Annotated in this window: 17 protein-coding genes; 10 read left to right on the top strand and 7 right to left on the bottom strand. The window is 34.1% G+C overall.

Annotated elements, in window-relative coordinates:
- Nucleotides 1-143 precede the first annotated feature (143 nt).
- The 4 genes from clpP (at nt 144) to R2Q16_RS17580 (ending at nt 3,762) form a co-directional block, all read left to right on the top strand.
- Nucleotides 144-851, top strand: a complete 708-nt coding sequence (gene clpP, locus R2Q16_RS17595) for an ATP-dependent Clp endopeptidase proteolytic subunit ClpP (protein WP_316738984.1) — start codon at nt 144-146, stop codon at nt 849-851.
- A complete protein-coding gene (gene clpX / locus R2Q16_RS17590) occupies nt 805-2,073 on the top strand; it encodes an ATP-dependent Clp protease ATP-binding subunit ClpX (protein ID WP_410478168.1) in 1,269 nt (422 codons plus the stop codon). The genes clpP and clpX overlap by 47 nt, the downstream gene beginning before the upstream one ends.
- A 149-nt stretch (nt 2,074-2,222) precedes the next feature.
- Nucleotides 2,223-3,086, top strand: coding sequence for an AMP nucleosidase (locus R2Q16_RS17585; protein ID WP_316738982.1), 864 nt, complete (start codon nt 2,223-2,225; stop codon nt 3,084-3,086).
- A gap of 97 nt (nt 3,087-3,183) precedes the next feature.
- Nucleotides 3,184-3,762 carry a YdeI/OmpD-associated family protein gene (locus tag R2Q16_RS17580; protein ID WP_316738981.1) on the top strand — a complete coding sequence of 193 codons (579 nt, stop codon included), beginning with the start codon at nt 3,184-3,186 and terminating at the stop codon, nt 3,760-3,762.
- A 31-nt stretch (nt 3,763-3,793) separates the two neighbouring features.
- On the opposite strand, the gene R2Q16_RS17575 is transcribed toward R2Q16_RS17580, so the two are convergent.
- Together R2Q16_RS17575 and R2Q16_RS17570 are read right to left on the bottom strand one after the other, a co-directional pair.
- Complete coding sequence (locus R2Q16_RS17575) at nt 3,794-4,453, bottom strand: ATP-binding cassette domain-containing protein (protein WP_316738980.1); 660 nt, start codon at nt 4,451-4,453, stop codon at nt 3,794-3,796.
- 385 nt (nt 4,454-4,838) lie between these two features.
- Entirely contained in the window at nt 4,839-5,699 is an 861-nt protein-coding gene (locus R2Q16_RS17570) for an RNA polymerase sigma factor RpoD/SigA (RefSeq protein WP_010601359.1), read from the bottom strand.
- Between the two features lie 311 nt (nt 5,700-6,010).
- Between R2Q16_RS17570 and R2Q16_RS17565 the strand changes: the two genes are divergently transcribed.
- A complete protein-coding gene (locus R2Q16_RS17565) occupies nt 6,011-6,523 on the top strand; it encodes a DUF2975 domain-containing protein (RefSeq protein WP_316738979.1) in 513 nt (170 codons plus the stop codon).
- Nucleotides 6,524-6,546: 23 nt separating this feature from the next.
- The gene (locus R2Q16_RS17560) at nt 6,547-6,756 is read left to right on the top strand and encodes a helix-turn-helix transcriptional regulator (RefSeq protein ID WP_316738978.1); all 210 of its coding nucleotides are present in this window, start codon (nt 6,547-6,549) and stop codon (nt 6,754-6,756) included.
- A gap of 320 nt (nt 6,757-7,076) precedes the next feature.
- Here R2Q16_RS17560 and sucC read toward each other — a convergent pair whose 3' ends face one another.
- From sucC to R2Q16_RS17535, 5 genes are all read right to left on the bottom strand, one after another.
- On the bottom strand, nt 7,077-8,276 hold the full coding sequence (gene sucC / locus R2Q16_RS17555; RefSeq protein WP_316738977.1) for an ADP-forming succinate--CoA ligase subunit beta: 1,200 nt from the start codon (nt 8,274-8,276) through the stop codon (nt 7,077-7,079).
- Between the two features lie 310 nt (nt 8,277-8,586).
- Nucleotides 8,587-8,895: a hypothetical protein gene (locus R2Q16_RS17550; RefSeq protein ID WP_316738976.1), complete on the bottom strand. Its 309-nt coding sequence runs from the start codon at nt 8,893-8,895 to the stop codon at nt 8,587-8,589.
- A 152-nt stretch (nt 8,896-9,047) separates the two neighbouring features.
- The gene (locus R2Q16_RS17545; RefSeq protein WP_316738975.1) at nt 9,048-10,619 is read right to left on the bottom strand and encodes a DUF4173 domain-containing protein; all 1,572 of its coding nucleotides are present in this window, start codon (nt 10,617-10,619) and stop codon (nt 9,048-9,050) included.
- Between the two features lie 56 nt (nt 10,620-10,675).
- A complete protein-coding gene (locus tag R2Q16_RS17540; RefSeq protein ID WP_290244639.1) occupies nt 10,676-10,972 on the bottom strand; it encodes a winged helix-turn-helix domain-containing protein in 297 nt (98 codons plus the stop codon).
- Nucleotide 10,973: 1 nt separating this feature from the next.
- Nucleotides 10,974-11,609, bottom strand: a complete 636-nt coding sequence (locus R2Q16_RS17535) for a hypothetical protein (protein ID WP_316738974.1) — start codon at nt 11,607-11,609, stop codon at nt 10,974-10,976.
- A 145-nt stretch (nt 11,610-11,754) separates the two neighbouring features.
- Between R2Q16_RS17535 and R2Q16_RS17530 the strand changes: the two genes are divergently transcribed.
- From R2Q16_RS17530 to R2Q16_RS17515, 4 genes are all read left to right on the top strand, one after another.
- Nucleotides 11,755-12,405, top strand: coding sequence for an ABC transporter ATP-binding protein (locus tag R2Q16_RS17530; protein ID WP_316738973.1), 651 nt, complete (start codon nt 11,755-11,757; stop codon nt 12,403-12,405).
- A gap of 111 nt (nt 12,406-12,516) precedes the next feature.
- Nucleotides 12,517-12,996 carry a hypothetical protein gene (locus tag R2Q16_RS17525; RefSeq protein ID WP_316738972.1) on the top strand — a complete coding sequence of 160 codons (480 nt, stop codon included), beginning with the start codon at nt 12,517-12,519 and terminating at the stop codon, nt 12,994-12,996.
- 2 nt (nt 12,997-12,998) lie between these two features.
- On the top strand, nt 12,999-13,613 hold the full coding sequence (locus R2Q16_RS17520) for an HAD family hydrolase (protein WP_316738971.1): 615 nt from the start codon (nt 12,999-13,001) through the stop codon (nt 13,611-13,613).
- Complete coding sequence (locus R2Q16_RS17515; protein WP_316738970.1) at nt 13,610-15,121, top strand: S41 family peptidase; 1,512 nt, start codon at nt 13,610-13,612, stop codon at nt 15,119-15,121. Before R2Q16_RS17520 ends, R2Q16_RS17515 begins: the two co-directional genes overlap by 4 nt.
- Nucleotides 15,122-15,256: the final 135 nt, after the last annotated feature.

Here is a 15,256-nt window from a genome sequence, read left to right as displayed (position 1 = left end):
TGTCAGTTTTTCTTTCATGGTATACTCTTTGAACTAATCGATATTAATTAAAATATTATTTATATTTTGGTTAATATTATCGAAATAATTATGAGGGAAAAGAACTTCAAGCTCTAGGCCCTCTGCTAAAAAACTCCGGAACCATGAACATAGATTCACAAGAATTCAGAAAATTTGCCGTTAAACATCAGGGAATTGGCGGTTTACACGTAGATAAATTTATTGCACAGGCTAATCTGAACCCTCAGAACATGACGCCTTATATTATAGAAGAACGCCAGTTGAACGTTGCTCAAATGGATGTTTTTTCTAGGTTGATGATGGATCGTATTATCTTTTTAGGTGATGCGATTTACGATCAGAATGCAAATATTATTCAGGCTCAGTTGTTGTTTTTACAATCAACAGATGCAGATAGAGATATTCAAATTTACATAAACTCTCCAGGTGGTTCAGTTTATGCAGGTTTAGGTATTTATGATACCATGCAATATATTCAACCTGATGTAGCTACAATTTGTACTGGTATGGCGGCATCAATGGGTGCAGTTTTATTAGTTGCAGGTGCAGAAGGTAAGCGTTCGGCTTTACCGCACTCAAGAGTAATGATTCACCAACCATCAGGAGGCGCACAAGGTGTTGCATCTGATATGGAAATCAACTTGAGAGAAATGTTAAAATTGAAAAAAGAATTATACGATATTATTGCAGAGCACTCTGGTCAAACTTATGATTGGGTAGAGAAAGCATCAGATCGTGATTACTGGATGAGTGCTGAAGAAGCAAAAGGATTTGGTATGATTGATGAAGTATTATCGAGAAACGCAAGAAAAAATGGCGAAACAAAATAAAGAGTCCCGTTGCTCATTCTGCCACTCTGGCAAGCATGAAACTTTAATGTTAATTGAGGGCATGGATGCATTTATCTGCGATAAATGTGTTACTCAAGCCAATCAGTTACTTGCGCAAGAGTTAGGTACAAAGAGCAGTAAAGGCATTCAATCGGCGCTTACTTTGTTAAAGCCGTTAGAGATTAAGCAACATTTGGATCAATATGTTATCGGTCAGGATGATGCAAAAAAAGTTTTATCTGTTGCGGTTTACAATCACTACAAACGTTTAAATCAAAAAATTGATAAAGACGAAATAGAGATTGAAAAATCGAACATTATGTTGGTTGGTGAAACTGGAACGGGTAAAACCTTACTGGCTAAAACAATCGCAAAGATTTTGCACGTACCTTTCTGTATCTGCGATGCAACTGTATTAACCGAAGCAGGTTATGTTGGTGAAGATGTTGAAAGTATTTTAACTCGTTTACTTCAGGCTGCTGATTACGATGTTGCTGCTGCAGAACGTGGTATTGTTTATATTGATGAAGTAGATAAAGTTGCCCGTAAAAGCGACAATCCGTCGATTACCCGTGACGTATCGGGTGAGGGTGTACAACAAGCGTTACTGAAAATTTTAGAGGGTACAATTGTAAATGTTCCACCACAAGGCGGACGTAAACATCCAGATCAGAAAATGATCCCGGTTAACACCAATAATATTTTATTTATTTGTGGTGGCGCTTTTGATGGTATTGAACGTAAAATAGCAAATCGTTTGCGTACGCAAGCTGTAGGTTTTAAAACCAAGAAGGATGACACCATTTTAGATTTGAAAAATCTTTACAAGTACATCACGCCTCAAGATTTGAAATCATTTGGATTGATTCCAGAATTAATCGGGCGTATTCCGGTTCTTTCACATTTAAATCCGTTGGATAAAGAAACGCTTAGAAATATTCTTACCGCACCTAAAAATGCGTTAACCAAGCAATATGAAAAGCTTTTTGATTACGAAGATGTTAAATTGATTTTTGATGATGAAGTTTTAGACTTTATTGTTGACAAGGCGATGGAATACAAGCTTGGCGCCCGTGGTTTAAGGTCGATTTGTGAAGCCATTATGCTCGATGCGATGTTTGACACGCCAACGCAAAAAGATGTAAAGGAGCTGCACATCAATCTCGATTATGCGATAGAGAAATTTGAAAAGGCCGACTTTAAAAAGTTGCAAGCCGCATAAAATTCAAATCCTTCCCGAGCAAACGGGAAGGATTTTTTTTAACAATAAGATTTTCCTAATGAATTCATTTTATGCCTAGTTAACGCAGCGCTTAAATTGATTTGTTATTTTGAAGGAGATTTCTTATATTATTTAAAGAATAAAAATATATGAACGAAGAAAAAGACGTAAAAAAAGATGAAAAGATTGTAGAAAAATCTAAAAAAGTTAAAGAAGTAGAAACACCAGTTAAAGCTGGTTTAAAATCTAAAGATGAAATCGTAAAGAATTGGTTGCCGCGTTATACGGGCAGACCTTTAGACCAATTTGGCGATTATATTCTATTAACCAATTTCAGTAAATATGTAACCATGTTTTCTGAATGGAATGATAATGCACCGATTATGGGCTTAGATAAGCCAATGCAAAGTGTAACTGCTAATGGTATTACCATTATCAATTTTGGTATGGGTAGTCCTTTAGCTGCTACGATGATGGATTTGTTAACTGCGATTAAACCAAAATCGGTATTGTTTTTAGGTAAATGTGGTGGTTTAAAAAAGAAAAATCAATTAGGTGATTTAATTTTACCAATCGCTGCAATTAGGGGTGAAGGTACATCGAACGATTATCTGCCTGCTGAAGTTCCGGCGTTACCAGCCTTCGCACTGCAAAAAGCTATTTCTACTACCATTCGCGATCACGGTCGTGATTATTGGACTGGAACCTGCTACACTACAAACAGACGTGTGTGGGAACATGACAAGGATTTTAAGAAGTATTTGAAAACTTTAAGAGCAATGGCTGTTGATATGGAAACTGCGACGATTTTCACAACTGGTTTTGCAAATAAAATTCCAACAGGTGCATTATTATTGGTTTCAGACCAACCGATGATACCAGAAGGTGTTAAAACGGCAGAAAGCGACAGCAGTGTAACGGAAAAATACGTAGAAACACATTTGAGAATTGGAATCGATTCTCTTAAACAATTAATTAATAATGGTTTAACTGTTAAACACCTGTTATTTTAGTCGCAGTTGATTAGTAAAAACCAAATATTTGCAGCAAGAATCTCAGTATTAAACTGAAACTCTTGTTGCTCAAAACCCATCAATTGAATTTTTATAGATGAATGCAGATGTTGATGCTTTTATAAGTGAGCAGAAAAAATGGCTTCCTGAAATTATTAAACTTAGGGAAATTGCCCTTTCTTGTGATTTAGATGAAAGTTTGAAGTGGGGAAATCCATGTTATTCCATCAATAACGCTAATGTTGTACTAATTCATGTGTTTAAAGAATATGCTGCACTTTTATTTTTTAAAGGTGCGTTAATAGACGATACAGATGGGATTTTAATTCAGCAGTCTAAAAATGTTCAAGCGGCCAGGCAAATTCGTTTTACGGATGTCAGACAGATTTATGACTTAGAAACTGTACTAAAAAACTATATCAAAGCTGCTATTGAAATTGAAAAGTCAGGCTTAAAAGTTACTCTAAAAGAAACTTCAGAATTTGAACTTGTAGAAGAATTTCAGCAGCGATTAAATAGTTTTCCTCAACTTAATGAGGCTTTTTATAATTTAACCCCTGGAAGACAAAGAGCTTACATGTTGTTTTTCTCAGGTGCAAAGCAATCTAAAACCAGGACCGAACGAGTGGAGAAGTGTATTCCACAAATTTTAAGTGGCAAAGGCTTAAAAGATTAAATTCGTATCAGATCGGTTTTGCCGATCTTTTTTATGTTTTTTGAGTTGGTAGATAGCCGTGTAAAATTAAATCGTCAACGGTGTTAATATTGTAATTGCAGCCGTTGTGAAGCAGAATAGTTCTGTCAGCAATATCAATTATTGATTGATAATCATGATCGGTTATTATAAATCCTTTTTGCCTTTTCATTTGATTAATGCGTTGCTTTAATTCATCAACAAATAGGGGTGCTAATTGAGAAAAAGGCTCATCTAATAAAATAAAATCATGGTCGCTGTAAATCATGAGCAAACATTCCAAAAACCGATATGCTCCTCCAGATAAATCTCTGAATTTTGTTTGCAGATTATCGTTTACAAATTCAATTTTAAGCAATTCTGGAGCGTGTTTTTTGCAGAAGATATCGATTGCCCCAGCGATAGTAATTTTACCTGGAATGAAATTATCTTGTGGAAGATAGGAGAGATTTTGGGAAAGATATCCTCTGTCAATTAGCGTTTCATGGATTTTCAGGAATTTAAAATCAGCTTTCACACTCCCGAATATAATTTTTAGTAAAGTTGATTTGCCACTTCCGTTTCTGCCTAATAAGCCAACAACTTCTCCAATTTTGCAATTTATATAAACGCTGCTTAATATTTTGCGTTTACCAAACCAATGATTTACACTGTCTATATAAAGTTCAGGCATAAAAAGGTCACAAATAATATTATTGAAAGTAGAACTATGTCAAAGTTTATTATGGTTGTCATGCTCCTTTTAAGACTTATGCCTTGATTCATGAAAAAGTAATTCGCTTTAGAAAAAAATAGGTGCTGAAAGGCAATTGATGATGACCAGCCGATTATTTTTAAGAAAACTGAGGCTATGTAGACGAATGATTCGTTAAAACCAATCTTAATGAATAATGCTGCAATAAATACACTAATCAAAATGTTGTAAAGCATGATTGGCTTATAAACCAGTATAAATCTTTTGAGAAGCTTTAGAGACATTCTTAAATATACAATAAAAAATTGCACATAAAAAAAAGGACCGACTAGCGGTCCTTTCCTGTAATATCTTAAAGATTTTATTAACCTAAATAAGATTTTAAAATCTTGCTTCTTGATGTATGACGCAAACGTTGTAATGCCTTATCTTTAATCTGACGAACACGTTCACGAGTTAAGTTAAATTTTTCTCCAATTTCTTCTAAAGATAAAGGATGATTAGAACCTAAGCCGAAGAATAAAACGATGATTTCTCTTTCTCTTTCTGTTAAAGTAGATAAAGAACGTTTAATTTCTTCTGATAATGATTCGTTAATTAATGAGCTATCCGTGTTTGGTTCGTGGTTTTCCAATACATCTAATAATGTATTTTCTTCACCTTGAACAAACGGAGCGTCCATTGATACGTGACGGCCAGAGTTACTTAAGGTATCAGAGATTTTATCAACTGTGGTTTCTAAAATGTCTGCTAATTCTTCTGGAGATGGTTCACGCTCATATTCTTGCTCTAACTTAGAAAAGGCTTTGCTGATTTTGCTTAATGAACCTACCTGATTTAAAGGTAAACGTACAATACGGCTTTGCTCAGCAATCGCTTGCAAAATTGATTGACGAATCCACCATACAGCATAAGAAATGAATTTAAAACCTTTAGTTTCATCAAAGCGTTTTGCTGCTTTAATTAAACCTAAGTTTCCTTCATTAATTAAATCTCCTAAAGTTAAACCTTGATTTTGGTATTGTTTTGCAACAGATACAACGAAACGTAAGTTGGTTTTAGTTAATCGCTCTAATGCAGCTTGATCGCCTTCACGAATCTTTCTTGCTAAAATTACCTCTTCCTCTGCTGTTATTAAATCTACTTTACCAATTTCGTGTAAGTATTTATCTAACGACTGACTTTCACGGTTGGTAATGGATTGCGTTATCTTGAGTTGTCTCATTTATACGTTTTGTGTGCTCTTTAATTATTGAAGTGTGCAAAGTTACGAAATTGTATGCCAATCCGAAAGGATAAAATGCTGAAAATGTAGGAGTTTGCACAAGTATTTTACAGTTTTACTTACAACAAAAATCATTCCAATTTAGTTTTAATGAATATTTGTCGGTATTTCGCCCTTATAGTTGATTTACAAATAGTATTTATTGTAAAACAATAAATATATTTTGATTTGTAGTAATTAATTTTTTATGTTTGTTATGCTAATTATTTAAAATGCATAAACTTATTACATATTAACTACGAGAATAGATTATGAAAACATACAATCAATTAATGCTGATTAAGGTGGGGTACATTTTAATGCTAGCTGTAATAATTTTATTGGGTTTGGAAGATGGGATAAGAGGATTTAACGATGGTTTGAAGGATGTTCCGTCGTTATCGATTCATTCTGAAGATGCTACACCGCGTGTTTGGTATTTTGAATTTCTGTTTGGCAGTATAGTATTTGTAACAGCTTATCTTGGCTTTATGATCATTGTACATTTATATGCGTTTATTAACTCTGCAAATTCTAAAGATGTCTTTATTGAAAGGAATTACGTTCGGTTACACAAAATTGGTATTTACGCAGTACTTACGTCTTTTTTGTTCTATTTCTTCAACGTGTTGAAAATAACAAAATCTATAAATGTTAATGTTGGGATTTTAAAAAATGCAGAATTTAATGTCTGGTTGCTGATTTTTGGAATTACGATGCTAGCCGTTGCATTCGTTTTTAAGAAAGGAATTGTGCTGCAAGAACAAAACGATTTAACTATTTAAACGTTACATTAAAATCACATCCTATGCCAATCATAATAAATTTAGATGTAATGCTTGCCCGTCGCAAAATGTCGCTCACCGAATTAAGCGAAAGGGTAGGGATTACCATGTCTAATTTATCTATTTTGAAAACTGGCAAGGCTAAGGCAATTCGGTTAGAAACCTTAGAATCTATTTGTAATGTTTTAGATTGTCAGCCTGGCGATATTCTGGAGTTTCGCCCGGAAATTTGACCGAAGAACAATTTAATTAACTAAAATAAACCTGATAGAACGAATGCCGATTTTTTCTATCGGCAGAAGGGATAGCAGGACTTTCGGAACCGAAGCAGGTAGGAACCTGATTTTCTACATATTTTATAGTTTAAGGTAACCATCACGTCATTGCGAGGCACGAAGCAATCTTTCTGTATTAAAGTTATTTTTAAATAGATTGCTTCGTGCCTCGCAATGACGGTGTTGTGCATAAAAAAAAACCTTTCAGCTTACACTGAAAGGTTTTTATATATTATAGTACTTCCGCTTTAAGCTTTAGTCTTTCTGTTTTAAGCTAACTATGCTTGCTCAGCTAAAACTTTAGTTACTAAATCAGCAGCTTCTTTTAAAGCGATTGCTGAGTAAACTTTAAGTCCAGACTCATCGATTAATTTCTTAGCCTCTTCTGCATTTGTACCTTGTAAACGGCAGATAATTGGCACAGGAATATTTCCAATTTCCTGGTAAGCATCGATAACACCTTGAGCAACACGGTCGCAACGAACAATACCACCAAAAATGTTAATTAAAATTGCTTTCACGTTAGGGTCTTTCAAAATAATGTTGAAAGCCGCTTTAACCGTTTGCGCATTTGCAGTTCCACCAACGTCTAAGAAGTTAGCAGGCTCACCACCAGCTAATTTAATAATATCCATAGTTGCCATTGCTAAACCAGCACCGTTAACCATACAACCTACGTTTCCATCAAGGTTTACGAAGTTTAAGTTACTTGCACTTGCTTCAACCTCCATTGGATCTTCTTCAGCAGTATCACGCATTGCTGCATAATCTGCATGACGGAATAATGCGTTTTCATCGATATCAACTTTCGCATCAACCGCGATAACTTTATCGTCAGAAGTTTTTAATACCGGGTTAATTTCGAACATTGAAGAATCGGTAACATCATAAGCTTTGTACAAAGCAGTAACAAATTTTACCATTTCTTTAAAAGCTCCACCGCTAACACCTAAGTTGAAAGCAATTTTACGAGCCTGGAAACCTTGTAAACCAACTTTCGGGTCGATTTCTTCTTTGAAGATTAAGTGTGGCGTGTGCTCAGCAACTTCTTCGATATCCATACCACCTTCGGTACTATACATAATAATGTTACGACCTTTTGCACGATCTAACAATACTGAGATGTAATATTCTTTAGTTTCAGATGCACCTGGATAATAAACATCCTGAGCAACTAAAATTTTGTTCACTTTTTTACCTTCCGGACCGGTTTGAGGTGTAACTAATTGCATACCAATAATATCGGTAGCACGTTGCTTCACTTCATCAAGGTTTTTGGCTAATTTAACACCACCACCTTTACCGCGACCACCAGCGTGAATTTGCGCTTTAATTACAACCCAATCAGAATTGTAATCGATTTTTAATTGCTTAGCAGCCTCAACAGCTTGCTCAGGCGTATCGGCAACGATTCCTTCTTGAACGTTAACACCGAAACTTTTTAATATTTGTTTACCCTGGTATTCGTGAATATTCATCTGTTTATATTTTTGTGTTTACTTGTCAGATGGAGCCTTCACTATTAAAATAAATATTTTAATAGTATTCGGGTTCATTTGCTACAAAATTTGCCCAAAGCTACAATTCTAAAGCCTTTAAACAAATAGTAATTGCCGATTTTTTCTAGAAAATGAACGTTTTATGTTAATCGGGAATTTCAGTCCCGCTTTCGTTACAATCCCCGAAGAAAAATCGGGGTATTTCCACTCTAATCGGGTTTATTTAACTACGATTGTAGCTCTTGGTAAATCAGCCAATGCAATTTTCAAATTTCTAGGTTCATAATTTCTAACTTCCGGCAATTGGAGACCCAAAAATACCAACTGCTAATTCTGCCCAAATTAAAAATAGCGCTAAAAGAATAATGAAAAATAAAATTGCCCTTGCTCTAGGCGTTTTTACATTTCTAATTACAAGCTCTATGGCTAGGCCGGTGGTCAAAAGCAAAGTGCCAGCTACCACAAAATCCAATAAGCCCCATTTTACTTCATTATTAAATTGCATAGCAATTAATGGAATGCTTAAAATTGTAGCGATAACAACTAAGATAATTGTAACTCTTTGTTTTGTTGGGTTTAATGTTTCTTGATTTTTCATGATGTTTTAAAATTAGTGTTTTGTTGTTAAGTGTTTTATTGATTTTTTTTAACTTTTCTTACATAAGAAGTACGAAGCAATGTCATATTGAATTCATCATTTAAATTGCTCCTAACTCGTGATGAACACAGCTGGCAATCACTATTACTGGTTTACTTTATTCCAAAATATTCTGCCGTTTTCCAATCTTGAAAATTCCATGATAACCAGCTTACTTCTTCGTAACGTTCTTTAAAAAATCCAATGCGTTGGTCTAGTTGTTTTTGATAAAATTCTGCTGTTTCAGGGCTAGGATAAGTGCGGTAGGATAAATCAGTTCCTGGCGTAAAGTGTAATTTGGCTCGGTTCTTATCTAAAACGGGTAAAGTTTTATCCGATAAGGAAAGCAAGTATTGAGCATCAATAGAGATTACATCGCTTTTAGCTAAATTGTATTTTGCAATAAAAACATCCCAATTTATTAAGCTGAAAGTTAGTAATAATACGAACCAAATATTTCCATTCGTTTTTAACAGATAAAATAGCGTTTTCTGATTGGCTATTTTTATGTATACTGTAATTAAACCAATTGAACAGAGTAAAGCGAACACTAAAACCCCAATACGTTTATGCGTTAGGCCGTAAAACTCTATATAGTGCGCATCTCTTACGATTACTGAAATGATGAGTACGAAATTTTGAATCATCCAGGCAAAAGCCAATATTCTAATCAGTTTACCTTTGCTATAAAAATTTAGGTTTCCTCTAAAAAAGTACACGATAATAGCCATGGCCAGGATGATGCTAAAGATTAAAACGTTCGTTCCATCGTGCAACTCTGCTGAATAATTAGTTTCGGCTAAGTTTTTTCCATTGCCTAACCAAAGCCACCAAATGTCAATTCCATTTAAAAATAGCAAGAGTAAGTTTAATGCTCCGAAAGATATTATTGCAGTTATGTATTCCGTTTTTAGTGCTAGTTTTTTTGTTAATAAACTGCCAGTAAAAGCACTGGCAAGTTCATTTAAAACAGAAGTTTGCTTTAAGTTTCTTCTAATTCTAATTAGTTTTTCTTTGCATTCAAGCTCAATTTTGATAAAGCTTTTATCAAAAAAGGTAAATATTAAACTTGCAGTAATGACTAATCCAAAGCAGAAATGTATAAATCGTTCGATACTTAAATCCTCAAATAAGAAGCCGAATATGTTTTTGAAAAAGTCGGCGATATTGGTTAAAATAAGTTCGGTATAATGGTCGAAAACGCTGCTTGCAGCCGAATATAATGTGGTAAATATTATAACAATTATAAGCGGTATAAAAACGTATTTTATGATTTTGAATACTGGCTTTAAATTAAAGTTTCCTATCGATACTTCACTAAGGGCCTTAATTGCGTTAAAAGGAACGGTTATCATTTGCAGCGCTGTGGCAAAAAAGGCCATAAAAACAGTTCTAAGTTGCTGGTGGTGACCAAAACCAATGAACATAATCATACTGATGTAGTAACTCACCAAAGTTAAATCTGAGTTGTTTACCACTACCAGAATTGCAGTAAAAAGATGCACAGACCCATAAATGTGAAGTTTTGTGCTTTTGATTACTTCAGGGTTTAAGTAGGTTATCGTTAAAAGATATACGCTGTATATCAATAGATTCAGCGCTAGTCTTTCTTCCCAAAACAGGAAACTAAACAACAAGCCGCCCAAAAGAGCAGATAGTAATAAGAGGTTGGATTTATTTTTCATTTTTATAGTTATTAAAAGTGCTTTGTATTTCAAAGTGATTAGTCAAAAAAAATATTTTAAAGCTTCTTAATCATTTTTTCAAGCGCATCTAAATGTGCCTTGAATGATTGTTTTCCTAATTCGGTAATAGAGTAGGTGGTACTGGTTTTACGTCCGATAAAACCTTTATGTACCTTAATAAATTCGGCTTGTTCTAAGGTATTTAAATGCGAAGCTAAATTTCCATCGGTTAACTCGAGCATTTGTTTTAAATCGTTAAAACCAATTTCATCGTTAACGACCAGAACAGACATTACACCCAATCTAATCCGGCTATCGAAAATCTTATTTAAATCTGCTATGGGGTTTTTCATCCTATTTGCCTTTCTCGTATTTGAAATACATTAAAAGCCCATAAACAATGTGTAATACACCGAAGCCAAATGCCCAAAAAAATAAGCCGTAACCAACATAAAACATAGAAATTAAACCTAAAATGATTTCGCAGAAGCCTAAATACCTAATATCACTATAGGTAAACTTACTGGCGTTAACGAGCGCTAATCCGTAGAAAATTAAACAAGTTGGTGCAATAATAATGTAGCTATTTGGATGATTTAATAAAAGTGCAATTATAAATAAGCCACCGGCTGCTAAGGGCACAAAAAGATTAACAAGTAATGATTTTGAGGTTTTGTCCCAGATTGGCAAGTTATTACGTTGACTTTTTCTATAAGTAAATAACACGCCACCTGCCAAGGCCACTATTAAAATAATAATCGCAAGTTTTATTAGGTTATTTTTTAAATCGATTTCACCTTGAATTCCTGCACTGTAACCTCTGTAATTAAAGAATTTCTCAATCTCATTATAGGCAAAATACGAACCAATTAAAGCAATAAAACCAGCAAAAACACCAGATAATCCACTTAATGAAATAAATCTAGACGACCTATCCATCATTTGTCTGATGTCTTTTAACGCGTTCAGTTGTTCTTCTGGTGTACTCATTTTAAAAGTGCTTTGTTTTTCAAAGTTAAATAAGAAATTGATAATTGCAAATTTTATTTTGGAAAAGTGATGGGTTTAAAGTGAAAATAGAAAGGTTAAATAAACCTACAACCTAAAACGTAAAACTTTTAACTATTTTTACGCCATGCTGAAAGCCACAGGGATAAGAAAATCGTATGGAAATTTACAAATATTAAAAGGTGTAAATTTTGAAGTGCAAAAGGGGGAAATCGTTAGTATTATTGGTCCGTCGGGAGCGGGAAAAAGTACGCTATTACATATTTTAGGTACTTTAGATAAACCCGATGATGGAACAGTTGAACTTAAAGGAACTGAAATAAGTAAACTGAGCGGAGAATTGCTTAGTGCTTTTCGTAATCAAAATATTGGTTTCGTTTTCCAATTTCATCATCTCTTACCAGAATTTAGTGCAATAGAAAATATTTGCATTCCTGCATTCATCGCCAAAAAGAATAAAAAGCAAGCAGAAGCCAGGGCGCTGGAGTTGTTAGATATGTTCGGGTTAAAGGATAGGGCACATCATAAGCCAAATCAGTTATCAGGCGGAGAACAACAGCGTGTTGCTATTGCAAGGGCTTTAATTAATGAGCCGTCAATTATTCTTGCAGATGAACCTTCTGGGAATCTCGACTCAGAAAATGCTACAGCTTTACATCAGCTTTTCGTGAGTTTGAGAGATAATTTTCAGCAAACTTTTGTAATTGTAACGCATAACGAAGATTTAGCAAAAACCAGTGATAGGGTAGTGACTATGAAGGACGGGTTAATTGTATAGAACATGATTTTGAGGATTTTAAGGTAAAGCATTTTAGCAGCAATCATTCATCCTAAATTCTCTAATTCACTCATTCAAAATTCAAAGCTAACTCATTAAAAATTATTTAACTTGAAAATATTAATTACGGGCGGCAATAATGCAAAGGCATTAAAGTTATTGAAGGCTTTCCCAAATCATTTTGTTTTATTAGCCGATTACGGCGATGTTCCGGGCTTGACCACAGAAAATTATGCGTTTAAATCTTTAGGTGCGCCTAACAAAGATAGCATTGCCCATATTTTACTCAATTTTTGCATCACCGAATCTATTGATGCTGTAATTCCTTTAAATGAATATGAGGTTGAGCCCTTAGCTAAATCTGCTGTATTATTTAACGAATATGGTATCGAAGTTTTAACGCCTCACGCAGATTCTTTGTTAGAATATTTGATAAATGATGCTAGGCAATTTCAAAGTTTTGCTGTATTTATAAAAGGCGAATGCATTTTTGCGAGCGGACAGGAAATTTTCATCAAAAGAGAAGAAAATTTAAGCGGCATATTTGGTTATAATACGCCAGATGATGATTTAAAACTTTTTACATTATAAAAATGGATATCAATCAATTTGTTAAAGATAAGCAACTGGTAATTTTTGAGCTTGATAATGTGCTTTTTCCATCCAAAGATTACTTATTACAGGTTTATTATTTGTTTGCCCAATTTATTGAATATTCAGAGCAGAAAAATGCGCAACAAATTTTAGATTTTATGCGCAGTGAATATGAATCGGCCGGGGCTGAAAATTTATTTGAAAAAACAGCTGCTAAATTTGAAATATCAGAAACCTTTAAACATAATTTTGATTTATTGCATGAAAATGCCCGTTTGCCGCTAAAATTATTGCTTTATAAAAATATGCTCGATTTTATGCAAGACCTGGTTGTGGATAGAAAAACCATATACATCGTTACTTCAGGAAATCCGTTACAACAGCTTAATAAAATAAAGCAAACGGAATGGAATGGGTTGGAAAAATACCTTACAGTTTTCTTTACGGAAGAGCTGAATCTGCCGAAATCAGAAATTTTTAATAACATACTTACCACCAACAATTTATCTGCAAAAGAAGCGTTAGTTGTTGGTGCAAATAATTTTGATGAGGAGCAATCTAAATTAATTAATTTGCCGTATATTGTGTCACTAGAAATTTACAATAAACTATGATTAAAAACTTTACTGCACAAAAAATCTTGATGTGCGCTTTAATGTCAGTTGTGGTATTTGCAACTTCATGCAAGAAAAGTTCTAATGCTCCTGCAACAGAAACAGCCTCAAATGAAACCAATGTACTACAAACCAGTACAACCAATCGCGATTTTTTAACAAAAGATTCTATTTTCCTTTACGCAAAACAAACCTATTTGTGGAATGTAGGCATGCCAAGTTATGATAATTTCAATCCGCGTCAGTATTCATCAAACGATGCTGTACTTGCAGCACTTAGAGCCTTACCAAGCAGTGGCGGAAAAGATAAATATTCATTTATTGATGATGGTACTGTTGCAGGCCAGTTGGGTGGAGTAAGTGGTGATTTTGGTTTCTCTGTATTTTTTAATCCAGGTTCAAATACAGATTTAAGAATTAAGTATGTTTACGCTACTTCGCCAGCAGCTACACAGGGCTTAAAGCGAGGTTACCAAATCACAAAAATTAACGGCAATTCAAATATTAGTACGAGCGCTACAAATATCACTTTCATTCAGGAAGCTATCTTTGGCTCAAATCCAACTGTTGCTTTAACCGTTTTAAAACCAGATGGGAGTACTCAGGATGTAGTCGTTACGCGTGCAACTTATAACATTAATCCAATTTTAGCAACCAATACTTTTACAGTAGGTACTAAAAAAGTTGGTTACATAAATTTCAATAGTTTCACCACAAACTCTGTTAGCTTATTAGATGCTGCATTTGCCAAATTTGCAACTGATGGTATTACGGAGTTGGTTGTAGATTTACGTTATAACGGCGGTGGTTCTGTCGCAACATCAGAAGCTTTTACCAATTTAATTGCACCTTCTTCTCAAAATGGTAAAGTGATGTACACTACATATTGGACTCAAACTATGCAGGATGGAAAAGCGACAATTCTTCAAAATCAAAAGTTTTATGCAAAAGGAACAGATGGTGTAACCCGCTTGTATTCGATGTTTGACTACTCTTGGTTGCCTACAGCCGCTGCCGGAAATCAGGAAGTGTTTGTTAAAAGAGGTTCTGTAAATAATCTAACCAGGGTATATTTTCTGGTAACAGTTTCTACCGCATCAGCAAGTGAATTACTGATTAACAATTTAAAACCAGTGATGGATGTTAAACTAATCGGTTCTAAAACTTATGGTAAACCTGTGGGCTTTTTTGCAATAAAAATTAATAAGAGTGATTTGTATATCCCTCAATTTCAAACAAAAAATCAATTAAATCAAGGAGATTATTTTGACGGTATGGCTGTTGATAAATCTTTGGTTGATGATGTATCAAAAGATTTTGGTGATACTTCGGAAAAACTGCTTGCCCAGGCTTTAAATTATTCTGCAACCGGTTCATTTACTTCTATATCAAAAGATAATACAATAAGTAGCACATCTGCTATGGGTAACGCTGAATTGATAGATGTAAACGCAAAGTTAGATCATGGATTTAAAGGTATGATTGAAACCCGAAAATTGAAATTCTAGATATTAAAACAAACAACTATTTGAAGCCGGTATTTTTAAAATATCGGCTTTTTTTATTCTAATTATTATACTAAAAGCATTTTAAACCTTGTTTTTGTTCTAAAATTTTAATATGCTTGTTTAAGATTAATCGTT

The sequence above is a fragment of the Pedobacter aquatilis genome, from assembly GCF_032678425.1.
GTDB classification, from domain to species: domain Bacteria; phylum Bacteroidota; class Bacteroidia; order Sphingobacteriales; family Sphingobacteriaceae; genus Pedobacter; species Pedobacter aquatilis_B.
The sequence above is the reverse complement of the archived record's forward strand: the minus strand, read 5'-3'. Positions and strand labels throughout refer to the sequence as shown.